Origin of the sequence: Pseudomonas sp. RtIB026 (genome assembly GCF_016861355.2) — a bacterium.
Lineage (GTDB): Bacteria > Pseudomonadota > Gammaproteobacteria > Pseudomonadales > Pseudomonadaceae > Aquipseudomonas > Aquipseudomonas peradeniyensis.
Genome location: NZ_AP023348.2, coordinates 1,057,826 through 1,074,467, shown reverse-complemented (window position 1 = coordinate 1,074,467; position 16,642 = coordinate 1,057,826). Strand labels below are relative to the sequence as shown.

Below are 16,642 nucleotides of genomic sequence, written 5' to 3'. Positions count from 1 at the left end.
AAACATCTCAAACAGGTCGAACAATATATTGGATCTAATCATTAGCCAGCTATATGCTTTTTTCATCGCAGCACCGGCCCCAGCGCCCGAGGTACCCTCCGTGAGATCCGCCGTAGTCCCCCTGCCTGCCGAACCCGAGCCTGTCGTCAACGATATCTGGATCGAGAAAGGCTCCCCCGCCTTCATGAAAACCGTGCTGGCGTTGTTCAGCGGTGGCTTTGCCACCTTCGCCCTGCTGTACTGCGTGCAGCCGATGATGCCGCTGCTGTCCCAGGAATTTTCCATCAACGCCGCGCAGAGCAGCCTGGTGCTGTCGGTATCCACCGCCATGCTGGCGTTCGGGCTGCTGGTCACCGGGCCTATCTCCGACCGTATCGGGCGCAAGCCGGTGATGGTCTTCGCCCTGCTCTGCGCCGCCCTGTCGACCCTGGCCAGCGCAGTGATGCCGAGCTGGGAGCTGGTGCTGGCGACGCGCGCCCTGGTGGGCCTGTCGTTGAGCGGCCTGGCGGCGGTGGCAATGACCTACCTGAGCGAAGAGATCCACCCGCAGCACATTGGCCTGGCCATGGGCCTGTACATCGGTGGCAACGCCATCGGTGGCATGAGCGGGCGCCTGATCACCGGCGTGCTGATCGACTTCGTCAGCTGGCACACGGCGATGCTGAGCATCGGCGGGCTGGCGCTGGTAGCGGCGCTGGTGTTCTGGAAGGTACTGCCCGAGTCGCGCAACTTCCGTCCCCAGGCACTGAATCCGCGTAGCCTGCTCGACGGCTTCGTCATGCACTTCAGGGATGCCGGGCTGCCCTGGCTGTTCCTCGAGGCCTTCCTGCTGATGGGCGCCTTCGTCACCCTGTTCAACTACATCGGCTACCGCCTGCTGGCCGGGCCCTATCACATGAACCAGGCGCTGGTCGGGTTGCTGTCGGTGGTGTATCTGTCGGGGATCTACAGTTCGGCGCAGGTCGGCGCCCTGGCCGACAAGCTGGGCCGGCGCAAGGTGTTCTGGGCCAGCATCGTGGTAATGGCCGGCGGCCTGCTGATGACCCTGGCCAACCCGCTGGCAATGATCATCGTCGGCATGCTGGTGTTCACCTTCGGCTTCTTCGGCGCGCACTCGGTGGCCAGCAGCTGGATCGGCCGCCGGGCGTTGAAGGCCAAGGGGCAGGCTTCGTCGTTGTACCTGTTCTGTTACTACGCGGGATCGAGCGTGGCGGGGACGGCGGGCGGGGTGTTCTGGCATCAGTGGGGCTGGAACGGCATCGGGCTGTTCATCGGCAGCCTGCTGGCGGTGGCGTTGCTGGTGGCGGTGCACCTGAGCAAGCTGCCGCCCAAATCAGTGTGAAGCATTCGCGGGTAAACCCGCTCCCACAGGTACGGCGCCGTACCTGTGGGAGCGGGTTTACCCGCGAAAGGGCCGCAGGATCAGTTGATGATCTCGACGATATCCACATCCACTTCGCGGCTCATCAGGTGCTTCTCCACCTCGCCGGTCAGCTTGACCTTGGTCTTGTCGTTGAACGGCGTCGGCGGCAGGTCTTCGTCGTCGATCTCGACGGTGATGGTGCCGGTGTTGTCCTTGAACTCGTACTTGTCGTCGTTGTTGATCTTCTTGGTCACGAAGCCCTGCAGCACTACCGGGGTGTCGTCGGCGGCATCGTTGGCGGCGGCGACCGTGGTCACGGCCTGGGCGCCAGGACCGGTGTAGCCGGCGGCCAGGGCGGCGGTGCTGAACAGTGGGGCGAGGATCAGGGGCAGGTAACGGGCTTTCATGGTGATCGGGTCCTGTTTGCGTTTTGATGGGACCAGATTACCGACGATCGCTGAATTGAAACTTAATACAACAAAAAGCCCGGCACTTGGCCGGGCTTCTCGCGTTGCACACCGATTACTGGTGGTACTGCGCCGACAGCTCATGCACGGCGTTGATGAATACGCCGGCGTGCTCAGGGTCAACCTCGGGGGTAATGCCATGGCCCAGGTTGAACACATGGCCACTGCCCTTGCCATAGCTGGCGAGGATGCGCGCCACTTCCTTGCGGATCGCCTCGGGCTTGGCATACAGCACGGTCGGGTCCATGTTGCCCTGCAGCGCCACCTTGTCGCCGACGCGGCGACGGGCGTCGCCGATCTCGCAGGTCCAGTCCAGGCCCAGGGCGTCGGCACCGGCATCAGCAATGCTTTCCAGCCACATACCGCCGTTCTTGGTGAACAGGATCACCGGTATCTTGCGCCCTTCGTGCTCGCGGATCAGGCCGCTGACGATCTTGCGCATGTAGGCCAGGGAGAACTCCTGGTAGGCCGCCGCCGACAGGTTACCGCCCCAGGTGTCGAAGATCTGCACCGCCTGGGCGCCGGCGAGGATCTGGCCATTGAGGTAGCTGGTGACCGACTGGGCCAGCTTGTCCAGCAGCAGGTGCAGGGCTTCGGGGTTGTCGTAGGCCATGGCCTTGGTCTTGCGGAAGTCCTTCGACGAGCCGCCTTCGACCATGTAGGTGGCCAGGGTCCATGGGCTGCCGGAGAAGCCGATCAGCGGCACGCGGCCGTTGAGCTCGCGGCGGATGGTGCTGACCGCGTCCATCACATAGCCCAGGTCCTTCTGCGGATCGGGGATCGGCAGCGCCTCGATGTCCGCCAGGGTGCTGATGACTTTCTTGAAACGCGGGCCTTCGCCGGTCTCGAAGTACAGGCCCTGGCCCATGGCGTCGGGGATGGTGAGGATGTCCGAGAAGAGGATCGCCGCGTCCAGCGGGTAGCGGTCCAGCGGCTGCAGGGTGACCTCGCAGGCGAACTGCGGGTTCATGCACAGGCTCATGAAGTCACCGGCCTTGGCGCGGCTGGCACGGTACTCCGGCAGGTAGCGGCCGGCCTGGCGCATCATCCACACCGGGGTGACGTCTACGGGTTGCTTGAGCAGTGCACGCAGGAAACGATCGTTCTTCAGGGCAGTCATGTCGGCATCCGGAAAAAAAGTGCGGGCATTTTCTCAGACGCGGGCACAAAAGGCACGGCCATGGCCATGCGTTTTGTCTATTGGGTGCCTTGGATCAAGCGTTTTTGTATACAAAAATTGAACCTGGGGCTGCTTTGCAGCCCTTTCGCGGCACAAGGCCGCTCCTACAGGTGAATGCGATCCTCTGTAGGAGCGGCCTTGTGCCGCGAAAGGGCCGCAAAGCGGCCCCGACAATCGATCAGACTTCGAGGTAGTCCAGGATCCCTTCAGCAGCCGTGCGGCCCTCGAAAATGGCCGTTACCACCAGATCCGACCCCCGCACCATATCACCACCGGCAAACACTTTCGGGTTGCTGGTCTGGTGCTTGAACTTGCCCTTCTCCGGCGCCACCACGCGGCCCTGGCTGTCCAGCTGGATGCCATGCTGCTCGAACCACGGCGCCGGGCTCGGACGGAAACCAAAGGCGATCACCACGGCATCGGCCGGCAGGATCTCCTCGGAGCCCGGGATCGGCTCGGGGCTGCGGCGGCCACGGGCATCCGGCTCGCCGAGACGGGTCTCGACCACCTTCACGCCCTCGACCTTGTCCTCACCGACGATGGCGATGGGCTGGCGGTTGTAGAGGAACTTCACGCCCTCTTCCTTGGCGTTCTTCACCTCTTTACGCGAACCCGGCATGTTGGCTTCGTCGCGGCGATAGGCGCAGGTCACGGCCTTGGCGCCCTGGCGGATCGAGGTGCGGTTGCAGTCCATCGCGGTATCGCCACCGCCCAGGACCACGACCTTCTTGCCCTGCATGTCGACGAAGTCTTCCGGCGACTTCTCGAAACCGAGGTTGCGGTTGACGTTGGCGATCAGGAAGTCCAGCGCGTCATGCACGCCCGGTAGGTCCTCGCCCGGGAAGCCGCCCTTCATGTAGGTGTAGGTGCCCATGCCCATGAACACCGCATCGTACTCGGCGAGCAGCTGCTCCATGCTGATGTCCTTGCCCACCTCGGTGTTCAGGCGGAACTCGATGCCCATGCCGGTGAAGACTTCGCGGCGATTGCTCAACACGGTCTTTTCCAGCTTGAACTCGGGGATGCCGAAGGTCAGCAGGCCGCCGATCTCGGGGTTCTTGTCGAACACCACCGGGGTCACGCCCGCGCGCACCAGCACGTCGGCGCAGCCCAGGCCAGCAGGGCCGGCACCGATGATGGCGACGCGCTTGCCGGTGGGCTTGACCTTGGACATGTCCGGGCGCCAGCCCATGGCGAAGGCGGTGTCGGTGATGTACTTCTCCACCGAGCCGATGGTCACCGCGCCGAAGCCGTCGTTCAGGGTGCAGGCCCCTTCGCACAGACGGTCCTGCGGGCACACGCGGCCGCACACTTCCGGCAGGGTGTTGGTCTGGTGCGAGAGTTCAGCCGCGGCCAGGATGTTGCCTTCGGAGACCAGCTTCAACCAGTTGGGGATGAAGTTGTGCACCGGGCACTTCCATTCACAATACGGGTTGCCGCAGCCCAGGCAGCGGTGCGCCTGCTCCACGGACTGCTGCGGCTTGAAGGGTTCGTAGATCTCGACGAACTCCTTCTTGCGCTGGCGCAGCAGCTTTTTCTTCGGGTCCTTGCGGCCCACTTCGATGAACTGGAAGTCGTTGCTCAGACGTTCAGCCATTTTTCAAACCTCTTTACCGCAGTTGCCGGCCTTGGGCCGCAAGCTGCAAGACAATCACTTGAGCAGGACGGGCCCCGCGCACGGGGCCGTCACTTGCAGCTGTTCTTACTGCGGGTTGGCACGGGTACTGGACAGCAGTTGCTTGAGGTTGGCCGCCTTCGGCTTGACCAGCCAGAAGCGCCGCACGTAGTCGTCCAGGTTCTCGGAGAGCTCACGCCCCCACTCGCTGCCGGTTTCCTCCACGTACTCGCCCAGGACCCGCGCCAGATGGCTGCGGTAGGCCTCCATCGCCTCACCACTGATACGCTGGATTTCCACCAGTTCGTGGTTGAGCTTGTCGACGAAGCTATTGTCCATGTCGAGCACGTAGGCGAAGCCGCCCGTCATGCCAGAACCGAAGTTGTAACCGGTCTTGCCCAGGACGCAGACAAAGCCGCCGGTCATGTATTCACAGCAGTGATCGCCGGTGCCCTCTACAACAGCGTGGGCGCCGGAGTTACGCACAGCGAAGCGCTCGCCCGCGGTGCCGGCGGCGAACAGCTTGCCGCCGGTGGCACCGTACAGGCAGGTGTTGCCGACAATGGCGCTGTGCTGGGTTTCGAATGGGCTGCCGGCAGGCGGCACGATGGTCAGCTTGCCACCGGTCATGCCCTTGCCGACGTAGTCGTTGGCATCGCCTTCCAGGTGCAGGTTCAGGCCACCGGCGTTCCACACGCCGAAGCTCTGGCCCGCGGTGCCCTTGAAGCGGAAGGTGATCGGCGCTGCAGCCATGCCCTGGTTGCCGTGCAGCCTGGCGATTTCGCCGGAGATGCGCGCACCGATGGAGCGGTCGCAGTTGCAGATGTCGAGGCTGAACTCGCCACCGGCCTGATCGCGGATCGCCGGCAAGGCCATGGCGACCATCTTCTCGGCCAGTTCGCCCTGGTCGAACGGCGGGTTCTTGTCGACTTCGCAGAACTGCGGCTTGTCGGCCGGGATGTGCGAGCTGCCCAGCAGCGGCGACAGGTCAAGGTGATGCTGGCGCTCGGTGTCGCCCGGCAGCACGTCGAGAAGGTCGGTGCGACCGATCAGCTCGCCCAGGCTGCGCACGCCGAGCTTGGCCAGCCACTCGCGAGTCTCTTCGGCGACGAAGGTGAAGAAGTTGATCACCATGTCGACGGTGCCGATGTAGTGATCCTTGCGCAGCTTGTCATTCTGCGTGGCGACGCCCGTGGCGCAGTTGTTCAGGTGGCAGATGCGCAGGTACTTGCAGCCCAGGGCGATCATCGGCGCGGTGCCGAAGCCGAAGCTCTCGGCGCCGAGGATGGCGGCCTTGATCACGTCCAGGCCGGTTTTCAGGCCACCGTCGGTCTGTACCCGCACCTTGCCGCGCAGGTCATTGCCACGCAGGGTCTGATGGGTTTCGGCCAGGCCCAGTTCCCACGGGGCGCCGGCGTATTTGATCGAGGTCAGCGGCGAAGCGCCGGTACCACCGTCATAACCCGAGATGGTGATCAGGTCGGCATAGGCCTTGGCCACGCCGGCGGCGATGGTGCCGACGCCAGCTTCGGCGACCAGCTTGACCGAGACCAGCGCCTGCGGGTTGACCTGCTTGAGGTCGAAGATCAGCTGGGACAGGTCTTCGATCGAGTAGATGTCGTGGTGCGGCGGTGGCGAGATCAGGGTCACGCCTGGTACGGCGTAGCGCAGCTTGGCGATCAGGCCGTTGACCTTGCCGCCTGGCAGCTGGCCACCCTCGCCGGGCTTGGCGCCCTGGGCGACCTTGATCTGCAGCACTTCGGCGTTGACCAGGTACTCCGGCGTCACACCGAATCGGCCGGTGGCCACTTGCTTGATCTTCGAGCTCTTGATGGTGCCGTAGCGGGCCGGGTCTTCGCCGCCCTCGCCAGAGTTGGAGCGCGCGCCCAGACGGTTCATCGCCTCGGCCAGGGCCTCGTGTGCCTCCGGCGACAGGGCACCGAGCGAGATACCGGCAGAGTCGAAGCGTTTGAGGATCGCCTCCAGCGGCTCGATCTGGTCCAGTGCCAACGGCTGGTCGGCCACCTTGACCTTGAGCAGGTCGCGGATCATCGACACCGGGCGCTGGTCGACCAGCGTGGTGTATTCCTTGAACTTGGCATAGTCGCCCTGCTGCACGGCGGCCTGCAGGGTGTTCACCACGTCGGGGTTGTAGGCGTGGTATTCGCCACCATGGACGAACTTCAGCAGGCCGCCCTGCTGGATCGGCTTGCGTACGCTCCAGGCTTCGGCGGCCAGCAGTTTCTGGTCGCTTTCCAGGTCGGCGAAACGGGCACCCTTGATACGGCTCGGCACGCCGCGGAAGCTCAGGCCGACCACTTCCTCGGACAGGCCGATCGCTTCGAACAACTGCGCGCCACGGTACGAGGCGATGGTGGAGATACCCATCTTCGACAGGATCTTCAGCAGGCCCTTGGAGATACCCTTGCGGTAGTACTTGAAGACTTCGTCCAGGTCGCCCAGTACTTCGCCGGTGCGGATCAGGTCGGCCAGCACTTCATAGGCAAGGTACGGATAGACGGCCGAGGCGCCGAAGCCCAGCAGCACGGCGAAGTGGTGCGGGTCTCGGGCGGTGGCGGTCTCGACCAGGATGTTGCTGTCGCAGCGCAGGCCCTGCTCGGTCAGGCGGTGGTGCACCGCACCGACCGCCAGCGAGGCATGCACCGGCAGCTTGCCTGGGGCGATGTAGCGGTCGCTCAGCACCAGCTGGGTCTTGCCGCCGCGCACGGCTTCCTCGGCCTGGTCGGCGATGTTGCGAATCGCCGCTTCCAGGCCGACGCTCTCTTCATAGTTGAGGTCGATCAGCTGGCGGTCGAAACCTTCGCGTTCCAGGTTCATCAGCGAACGCCACTTGGCGGGCGAGATGACCGGCGAGCTGAGGATCACCCGCGAGGCGTGCTCGGGGGACTCCTGGAAGATGTTGCGCTCGGCGCCCAGGCAGATTTCCAGGGACATGACGATCGCTTCGCGCAGCGGGTCGATCGGCGGGTTGGTCACCTGGGCGAATTGCTGGCGGAAGAAGTCGTACGGCGAGCGCACGCGCTGCGACAGCACGGCCATCGGCGTGTCGTCGCCCATCGAGCCGACCGCTTCCTGGCCTTGTTCGCCGAGCGGGCGCAGCACCTGGTCACGCTCCTCGAAGGTGACCTGGAACATCTTCATGTACTGCTTGAGTTGGTCGGCGTCGTAGCTGGCCACGCCCTGGTCGTCGCTCAGGGTCGCCTGGATGCGTGTGGCGTGCTGGCGCAGCCAGCGCTTGTACGGGTGGCGCGACTTCAGACGGTTGTCGATGGCGTCGGTGTCGAGGATCTGCCCGGTCTCGGTGTCCACGGCGAGAATCTGGCCTGGGCCGACACGGCCCTTGGCCAGGACTTCCTCGGGCTGGTAGCCCCACACGCCGATTTCCGAGGCGATGGTGATGTAGCCATTGGTGGTGGTCACCCAGCGCGCCGGGCGCAGGCCGTTACGGTCGAGCAGGCACACCGCGTGGCGGCCTTCGGTCATGACGATGCCGGCCGGGCCGTCCCACGGTTCCATGTGCATGGAGTTGTATTCGTAGAAGGCGCGCAGGTCGGCGTCCATGGTCTCGACGTTCTGCCAGGCCGGTGGTACCAGCATGCGCACGCCGCGGAACAGGTCGATGCCGCCGGTGACCATCAGCTCCAGCATGTTGTCCATGCTCGAGGAGTCGGAACCGACACGGTTGACCAGCGGGCCAAGCTCTTCGAGATCGGGGATCAGGTCGTTGGCGAACTTGGTGCGTCGGGCCATGGCCCAGTTGCGGTTGCCGGTGATGGTGTTGATCTCGCCGTTGTGGGCGAGGAAGCGGAAGGGCTGGGCCAGCGGCCACTTCGGCAGGGTGTTGGTAGAGAAGCGCTGGTGGAACACGCAGATCGCGGTCTGCAGGCGCTCATCGCCCAGGTCCGGATAGAACGCCGCGAGATCGCGCGGCATCATCAGGCCTTTGTAGATGATGGTCTTGTGCGAGAAGCTGCAGATGTAGTGGTCGGTGTCGTGGGCGTTGGCCACGGACGAACGGCGACGGGCACTGAACAGCTTGATGGCGAATTCCTGGTCACTCAGGCCTTCGCCGCCGATGAACACCTGCTCGATCTGCGGCAGGCGCTCCAGGGCCAGGCGGCCGAGGACGCGGGTGTCGATCGGCACCTTGCGCCAGCCGACCAGCTTGAGGCCGGCGTTGACGATCTCGCGGTCCATGTTGGCGCGGGCGGCCTGGGCTTTGACCGGGTCCTGGTTGAAGAACACCATGCCGACGGCGTACTGCCTGGGCAGCTCGACGGCGAAGTGCTCCTGGGCCACGGCACGCAGGAATTGATCGGGCTTCTGCATGAGCAGACCGCAACCGTCACCGGTCTTGCCGTCGGCGTTGATGCCGCCGCGGTGGGTCATGCAGGTCAGCGCCTGCATGGCGGTTTGCAGAAGGTGGTGACTCGGCTGCCCCGTCATATGGGCGATCAGGCCGAAACCACAGTTGTCCTTGAATTCTTCGGGATGGTACAGACCTGTTTTCATAGACACTTTCTCACCAGGTTCACCTCTCAACCGGAGGCAAATCTCTTTTTTAACAACCACTTACCATCCACGCCGATCAAACGCCAGCTTTTTTGCGGTGGTCATGGAAAACCATTGTTGCACAGCGACAGCGATGCCCACAAATTTTCATGTCTCACCATTGAAAATTTATGTCGCAATTTTGAATGTTTTTGCGCCATGCGCCGTGATAGCGGCTAGGCTGGAGTCTGAAGCGTTTCAGCCATGACTGCAACACAGGGCTTGTGGCCGGCAGTCTGGGACAGAAAAGCCTGCCGCGCTCGGGCGCAGCAGGCTGATCGAAAGCTAGAAGTCGCTCAGCAACTGGGCGGCGGGGTGGTGCCGCCCGGAAGGTATCAGCGGGCCGTGGCCAGCTCTTGTTGGACGCTGCCGACGGTACGTGGCCAAGGTTTACCAGCCTGGACCTTGGCTGGCAAGTTCTTGATTGCCGCAGCGGCGGCGTCGCGGCTGGCGAAGTTGCCGTAGGTGACGACAAACAGCGGCTTGCCCTGCAGGTTTTTCTTGAAGTAGCGATAGTCGCCACCCTGCGCCTTGACGAACGACTGGGCCGACGCCTCGGAGCTGGTGCCGAAGATCTGCACCACGTAATTGCCCGGTTTCTGGCCGGCATACCAGCTGCTGTTACCGGCGCCGCCCGCGGCTGGTTTCTCGACAGGTTTAGCGGCGGGCTTGGCGCTGGCGACCTGGGTCGGAGCCGGAGTCGGCTTTGCAGGTGCAACCGGTTTTGCCGGCTGGGTTGCGACAGGCTTCGACGCAGGCGCAACCGACTGTACCGGAGCGGTGGTCACCGGCTGGGCAGGGGCCGGTGCCGGGCTGGCGGTGGCACCTTGTGGCGGCGCGATGGTGGTCACGGTCGGCGGCACGGCGGCCGACGGCGCGGCAGGCTGCAGGGCGGTATCGCCCGCTGGCCCACCCTCTTCGCCTTCGCCCATGCCGGCGGCCTGGGCCAGCGGCTCACGCATCACCGGCTGCGACTGGCCGACCAGCGGCAGCGGCATTGGCTGCGAGGAACCGGAGAACTCGATGGCGGGCGCGCCGCCGTTCGCACCCTGTCCGAGCGGCAGCTGGGCCTGGGCGGCCGGTGCCTCGGTCGGGGCCTTGTCACCCTTCTTGGGCATCAGGACCGCCGCGCCAACGGCGACCACGACCACAGCGGACAACGCGAGCACGTGTTTCTTAGGCATTTTGAACCCCATGGATGGTCGCTTGACCGTGGTACGGCTGGCGATCATGGCTTCGATCAAGGTATCGCGGGCAACCTGGTTGATGTTCCCAGGCCAACCGTCGGAGTTTTCGTGGATGTCGACGATCTGCTCGGCGCTGAACACCTCGATGCCCCGGCCGGCGCCCTCCAGGCGCTGCTCCAGGTACTCGCGGGTCTCTTCCTCGCTGTACGGGGCCAACTCGATGACATGGAAGCGCTCGCCATCGGTATTGAGTTCTTCCAGCCCGGCAATCAGCGAAGGCTCGCCGAACAGGAACACATGCGGGCGCCCTTCGGCCACGCCTGCCGCCAACTCCAGCAACGCTTGGAGTGCCGACTCGTCGAGTTGTTCCGCATCGTCCACCAGCAGATAGACTTCCTGGCCGGTCAGCGCCAGCTGCACTACCTGCGACAGGATCGCCTGCACCTCCGGTTGCGCCACGTTCAGCGACTGCGCCACCTGGCCCAGCACGCTGGCTGCGTCACTGGCGCCACGGGCGGACACCACCACGCTCTGCACCGACTGCTTGTTGGTGCTGGCCACCAGGGCCTGGCGCAGCAGGGTCTTGCCGCTGCCCACCGGGCCGCTGACCACCAGCATCAGCTGGCTGTAGCGCGCCAGGTGGTGCAGCTGGCCGAGCACGGGTTTGCGCTGGGCGGGGAAGAACTTGAAGCCGGGCACTCGCGGTGCGAACGGATCGTGGCTCAACTGGTAATGGTCGAGGAACGCCTCATCGGCATGCAGACTGGTCATTGCGTTGTCACAACCTCAAAGCTGGGCCACGATCGCGCGGTAATCCGCCGCCAGGGTGGCCTGTAGAATCTCTGTCGAATAGTCGTCGGTGACGACGGCCTCGCCCAGCTGGCGCAACAGCACCAGGCGCAGGCGCCCGTCGAGCACTTTCTTGTCGACCGCCATGTGCTCCATGAAATGCGCCGGGGTCATTTCCTGTGGTGGCACCACCGGCAATCCTGCGTCCTGCAGCAGGCGAATTCCGCGATCACGCGCCGGCTGGTCGATCCAGCCCAGGCGCATGGACATTTCCAGGGCCATGACCGTACCCGCCGCCACGGCTTCGCCGTGCAGCCAGACGCCATAGCCCATGTGTGTTTCGATGGCATGGCCGAAGGTATGGCCAAGGTTGAGCGTGGCACGCACGCCCGATTCGCGCTCGTCGGCGCCGACCACGGCGGCCTTGGCCGCGCAGGAGCGACGGATGGCCTCGGTCAGGGCGACGCAATCCAGGGCGCGCAGCGCCTGCATATTGTCTTCGAGCCAGGCGAGGAACGGCTTGTCGCAGATCAGGCCGTACTTGATGACTTCGGCCAGGCCCGCGGACAGCTCGCGCCCGGGCAGGGTCTTCAGGCTGGTGGTGTCGATCAGCACCGCGTTGGGCTGATAGAAGGCACCGACCATGTTCTTGCCCAGCGGGTGGTTGATGCCGGTCTTGCCGCCCACCGACGAGTCCACCTGGGACAGCAGCGTGGTCGGCACCTGGATGAAGTCGACGCCGCGCTGGTAGCAGGCCGCGGCAAAGCCGGCCATGTCGCCGATCACGCCGCCCCCCAGGGCGACCACGGTGGTGCGACGGTCATGGCGGGCGGTGAGCAGCGCATCGAAGATCAGCTGCAGGGTTTCCCAGTTCTTGTGGGCCTCGCCGTCCGGCAACACCACGGGCAGCACCGAGTAGGCACCCAGGGTCTTGCTCAGGCGTTCGAGGTACAGCGGCGCGACGGTCTCGTTGGAGACGATGGCGACCTGCCGTCCGGCAATGTGCGGCGCCAGCAGCTCGGGCTGGTCCAGCAGGCCTTCGCCAATGTAGATCGGGTAGCTACGTTCGCCCAGGTCGACCTTTAGTGTCTGCATGTATCCCCACAATGTGCTTGGACGCGCGGCGGTGCGGCCCCGCGCGGTGACGTTCAACCCCGTCTCGGCGTTGGTCGCCGAGGATAGACCCCGCTCAGCGGGGCGGCAACTTCTGCAGGCGCTCGAGAATGTCGAGCACCACCATGCGTGGTGGCCGTTCGTCGGTTTCCACCACCAGGTCAGCGATTTCGCGATAAAGCGGGTCGCGTGTCTCCAGCAGGGCGCGCAACGTGGCTTCCGGGTTGGCGGTGCGCAACAGCGGCCGGTTGCGATCACGTGAGGTACGCCCCACCTGCTGCTCCACCGAGGCGTGCAGGTAGACCACCCGCCCGCCGGCACGCAGCGCCGCACGGTTGGCGTCGCGCATCACCGCGCCGCCGCCGGTGGCCAGGACCACGCCATCGAGCGCGCTGAGCTCGGCGATCATCGCCTGCTCGCGGTCACGAAAGCCCGGTTCGCCTTCCTTGTCGAAGATCCACGGGATGTTGGCGCCGGTTCGCAGTTCGATTTCCTTGTCGGAATCCTTGAACAGCAGGCGCAGCTCTTTGGCCAACAGGCGCCCGATGGTGCTTTTACCAGCGCCCATGGGCCCCACAAGTATCAAATTTCGCACAGAATCAACGACTCACAGCAATCGCCTGGTCACTCATGATACGCGGAGTCAGGAAGACCAGCAGCTCGGATTTTTTCTCTTGTAATGCATCGCGTCGAAACAGCCGTCCAACATACGGCAGATCGCCGAAAAATGGCACCTTGTCGACCACTTTGTTCTGCGACGTCGAGTACACGCCACCAATCACAATGGTCTGCCCATCGGTTACCCGCACCTTGGCATTGACCTCGTTCTTGCGAATCGGCGGCACATCGTTGAGGGCATTGATGAAGTCCGGCTCGTCCTTGGTCACCCGCACCGCCATGATCACCTTGTCGTCCGGCGTGATCTGCGGGGTCACCTCCAGCGACAGGGACGCCTCGCGGAAGGAGACCGACGTGGCGCCGCTGCGGGTGGTTTCCTGGTAGGGCACTTCGGTGCCCTTGAGGATACGCGCGGTTTCCTTGTCGGCCGTGACCACCTTGGGCTGGGAGATGATCTCGCCATTGCCGCTTTTTTCCATGGCGCTGAGCTCCAGGTCGAGCAGGATATCGCTGCGCAGCAGCCCCACCCCGAGCCCGGCACCAGCCCGCTCGACCCCGAGGTCGACGAACAGGTTGCTGCCCAGCCGGCGCTCCGCGCCATACAGCGGTCCACCCCAGCGCACGCCCAAGGCCTTATCGTAATCGACATTGGCCTCGACGATCCGTGCCTCGATCATGACCTGGCGCACCGGCACATCCAGCTGTGTGACCAGCCTGCGCAGTTCGGCGAGCCGGGCGGCAGGCTGGGTGGCTACCAGTGTATTGGTGCGTACATCCACACTGAGGCTGCCACGCCCGGCCAGGGCACCGTCGTCAGCCAGGCTCGCCAGCAACAGCTCCGCCAGCTCGCCGGCCTTGGCATGGAACACAGGGATCAACTCACGCTGCAGAGGCTCCAGCAATACCTCCTGACGCATGTCCTGGGCTTGCCCGGCGAGCTCGGCCAGGGGAGCGACCAGCAGCACATTCCCCTCCTGGCGCCTGCCCAGCCCCTTGCTGCGCAACACCAGGTCAAGCGCCTGGCCCCAGGGCACATCCTCCAGACGCAGGGTTATCCGCCCCTGCACCGAATCGCCGGCCACCAGGTTGATGCCCGCGTGGTCGGCCATGACCTGGAGCACCGAACGCAGTTCGACATCCTGGAAGTTGAGCGACATCGGCTCACCCTGAAACGTCTCGGCCTGCGCCATCTGCAGCCCCAGCATCAATAGCGCGCCGCTCCACCCTCTCGTCGGTCTCATCCCTGACCTCTCCTTGCTCACGCGTTCCAAGAACCAGATACCTGGGGCGCGCCTGCCAGCGCCCATCGATGTAGAACCGCTCGTGGACCTCCACCCGGTCGAATTCGATGGCTACCACGACACCCCCTTCGAGCCCCAACCGCTCGCCCTGCGCAATCCGATACAGGCGACCTCCCGAGCGCAGCAAGGCCTGTCGCCACCCTGCCCGCGATAGGCTGCCGACCATCTCAAGTCGTGCCAAAGGAACATGCGCCAGGTCACCGCCCTCTCTGGGAGGCGACCAGGCCCGGAACGGATCGAATGCCGTCTTCTTCGACAAGATTGCCTGGGCCGGCTCATCCGCCAATGACGCCGGGACCGGCAGCTCTTCTCCGGGGTGGTAGGCATGTAGTCGTAGCTGAGCATCAACTCGCCCAATCCCCTCATCCTTCAGGACCAGCGTGAGCCGCTCCACATTCAGCAGACGCAATTGCCGCAGCCATTGCTCCAGCCACAGACGCAGCGCCGGATACTGTCCCGACACCGCGATTTCCAGCGGTTGCACCCGATACACTGAAGCCTGCTGTGCCTCCTTCACTTCGACTCGCTCGAATACCAGGCCATGCTCATGCCCCGATAACGCCAGCTGATCGAGCAGCTCGCTCATGCCCTCTCCCGCGGCCAGCCGCCATCGTGCCGCCTGCAAAAGCACCCGTGCGTGCTCGAGCGCCTGCTGCTCGACACCCAGTTCGACGAGGCGCGCCCCGCGCTCCTCCAGTTCGTCCTGTAGCTGGAGCTGCAGTCGGACAGACTCGACATGCCCCTGAACCGGATCACGCAGACGAACCAGGTAGCCCATGCCAGCAACCATGAGCACGAGCGACAGGCACACCATGGCCCTCACCACTCCCGACCCACCAGCCAGCGCCTGCCAGTCAAGGTGCCACAGGCGGTTCACGACTCACCCGCCAGCAATCGCGCCGCCAGCAGGAACTCGTCACCCTGGGCATGGCGCCTGAGGTGAACGAGTTCGAGGTCCCGCACCATGCCCACTTGTTCCAGACCGCGCATGAACCGGGCGACCACCGACGCAGAGACTGCCAGACCGCCCAGGCGCAAACGCCCTGCCTCGACATCCACCTCCGTCAAGCGAGCCCCTTCTGGCAGGGCCTGTTCAAGGGCGAGGAACAGGCCAGGCATCTGCGACCGCCCGGCACCCAGAGCGGACACTGCGGCATGCTCGGCCTGCAGCGCCTCCCGCCTGCCGCGCAGCTGATCAACCTGCCTTAGCGTGGCATCGAGCCGCTCAAGCTCCGCTTGATGCGAGGCAACGATCAGTGCCTGCCTGGCCAGACGCGACCGCGCCATCTGATCGAGCCAAATGACCCCACACAGGGCCACCACCAGCGTGACGCCCAGCAAGGCCTGGAACCGTTGTACAGTCCTGGCCCTGCGCTGCTCGCGCCAGGGCATCAGGTTCAGTCTCACCATCATGCCCGGCCTCCCATGGCCAACCCGCAGGCCAGTACCATCGAAGCTGCGTGCAGGCCATCCTTCTCCAGCAGGCCGGTCAAAGGGAGCGGGCAACCCACCCGGCATTTCACGCCCAAGCGCTCTCGCAAAGCCGCCGCCCGGTCTTCATCGGCAGCGCAGCCAAACAGGACGACTTCTTCTACGGGCGTCTGCTCACCCAACCGCCAGAGGTCATCGACAGCCTCATCCCATTGCCCCGGAGAGCCCAGGGTGAGCCGCTGGCGCTGCGGCGCGGGGCCGCCGTGCCAGCGGTGCATGACCACCTCGCCCGGCGCCAACTGCAGCAGTACCGTTCCACGAGCCGGCACCTCAGGCAGCAGCGCTCGTCTTAGCGCGAAGCTGTCCACCTCCACGGCCTCAAGCTGCAATCCGGCCCTGGCGAACACCCGCTCCAGCGGATCGAGCTGGCTTTGCCGGCAAGCCACCACCAGTACCTCGAACTGTCCGGGATCGTCGGCGCATGCACCCTGCACCCAGAAGTCCAGGGCGAGATCCTCCAGCGGAAAAGGGAACAGCTGTTCGGCCTGAACCAGCACGGCGGCCTCGACATCAAGGTCGGTCAGCCCGGCAGCTACCCGGCACACCTTGCAGATCACCTGGGAGGCGGGCAATGCCAGGGCGATCCGGAACTGCCTCGTCCGACATTGATCATGGGCCCGCCGCAATCCCATGACCAACCGCTCTGCCTCGTCGGATGCGGCGCTGTCAGGCAGCGCAGGCTCGAAGCGCTCCTGCGCCCAGCCCTGCACACGCCAACCGCCGCGCTGGCGGTGCAGATGCAGCATTCGTATGGAGTCGGAGGCAATTTCCACCCCCAGCAGCGAACCGGTGTCCCTACCAAAGCGTCCAAGCATGGCTGTTTCTTCCTGGTCATCGGCAGCCCGCGCCGTTGCGGCGCGAGCGCTCGTCCCGCGTCCCGGGCGGTCACCCGGCGGGACGAAAAATGCTTATAATGGCCAGCGTTTTTCTGTCCGCCGGCCCCGCG

The 16,642-nt window shown here is 64.7% G+C and carries 12 protein-coding genes; 1 reads left to right on the top strand and 11 read right to left on the bottom strand.

Annotation, left to right across the window (positions count from 1 at the left end; all coding sequences use genetic code 11):
- Window positions 1–100: 100 nt before the first annotated feature.
- A complete protein-coding gene (locus tag PRtIB026_RS04895) occupies window positions 101–1,342 on the top strand; it encodes an MFS transporter (RefSeq protein WP_203648481.1) in 1,242 nt (413 codons plus the stop codon).
- Between the two features lie 80 nt (window positions 1,343–1,422).
- On the opposite strand, the gene PRtIB026_RS04890 is transcribed toward PRtIB026_RS04895, so the two are convergent.
- From PRtIB026_RS04890 to pilM, 11 genes are all read right to left on the bottom strand, one after another.
- The gene (locus tag PRtIB026_RS04890; protein WP_028689103.1) at window positions 1,423–1,770 is read right to left on the bottom strand and encodes a YgiW/YdeI family stress tolerance OB fold protein; all 348 of its coding nucleotides are present in this window, start codon (window positions 1,768–1,770) and stop codon (window positions 1,423–1,425) included.
- 115 nt (window positions 1,771–1,885) lie between these two features.
- The gene (hemE, locus tag PRtIB026_RS04885) at window positions 1,886–2,950 is read right to left on the bottom strand and encodes a uroporphyrinogen decarboxylase (RefSeq protein ID WP_110735319.1); all 1,065 of its coding nucleotides are present in this window, start codon (window positions 2,948–2,950) and stop codon (window positions 1,886–1,888) included.
- Window positions 2,951–3,188: 238 nt separating this feature from the next.
- The gene (locus PRtIB026_RS04880) at window positions 3,189–4,607 is read right to left on the bottom strand and encodes an FAD-dependent oxidoreductase (protein WP_050707339.1); all 1,419 of its coding nucleotides are present in this window, start codon (window positions 4,605–4,607) and stop codon (window positions 3,189–3,191) included.
- Window positions 4,608–4,712: 105 nt separating this feature from the next.
- The gene (gene gltB, locus PRtIB026_RS04875) at window positions 4,713–9,158 is read right to left on the bottom strand and encodes a glutamate synthase large subunit (RefSeq protein ID WP_203648482.1); all 4,446 of its coding nucleotides are present in this window, start codon (window positions 9,156–9,158) and stop codon (window positions 4,713–4,715) included.
- Window positions 9,159–9,532: 374 nt separating this feature from the next.
- The gene (locus PRtIB026_RS04870) at window positions 9,533–11,155 is read right to left on the bottom strand and encodes an AAA family ATPase (RefSeq protein WP_203648484.1); all 1,623 of its coding nucleotides are present in this window, start codon (window positions 11,153–11,155) and stop codon (window positions 9,533–9,535) included.
- A gap of 15 nt (window positions 11,156–11,170) precedes the next feature.
- Window positions 11,171–12,268 carry a 3-dehydroquinate synthase gene (gene aroB / locus PRtIB026_RS04865; RefSeq protein ID WP_203648491.1) on the bottom strand — a complete coding sequence of 366 codons (1,098 nt, stop codon included), beginning with the start codon at window positions 12,266–12,268 and terminating at the stop codon, window positions 11,171–11,173.
- 94 nt (window positions 12,269–12,362) lie between these two features.
- Entirely contained in the window at window positions 12,363–12,881 is a 519-nt protein-coding gene (gene aroK / locus PRtIB026_RS04860; RefSeq protein ID WP_186712005.1) for a shikimate kinase AroK, read from the bottom strand.
- A 4-nt stretch (window positions 12,882–12,885) separates the two neighbouring features.
- The gene (locus PRtIB026_RS04855) at window positions 12,886–14,109 is read right to left on the bottom strand and encodes a type IV pilus secretin PilQ (protein ID WP_267813897.1); all 1,224 of its coding nucleotides are present in this window, start codon (window positions 14,107–14,109) and stop codon (window positions 12,886–12,888) included.
- A complete protein-coding gene (locus PRtIB026_RS04850; protein ID WP_203648493.1) occupies window positions 14,066–15,082 on the bottom strand; it encodes a pilus assembly protein PilP in 1,017 nt (338 codons plus the stop codon). The genes PRtIB026_RS04855 and PRtIB026_RS04850 overlap by 44 nt, the downstream gene beginning before the upstream one ends.
- Complete coding sequence (locus PRtIB026_RS04845) at window positions 15,079–15,618, bottom strand: PilN domain-containing protein (RefSeq protein WP_203648496.1); 540 nt, start codon at window positions 15,616–15,618, stop codon at window positions 15,079–15,081. The genes PRtIB026_RS04850 and PRtIB026_RS04845 overlap by 4 nt, the downstream gene beginning before the upstream one ends.
- Window positions 15,615–16,511, bottom strand: coding sequence for a type IV pilus biogenesis protein PilM (gene pilM / locus PRtIB026_RS04840; protein ID WP_203648498.1), 897 nt, complete (start codon window positions 16,509–16,511; stop codon window positions 15,615–15,617). Before pilM ends, PRtIB026_RS04845 begins: the two co-directional genes overlap by 4 nt.
- Between the last annotated feature and the right edge of the window lie 131 nt (window positions 16,512–16,642).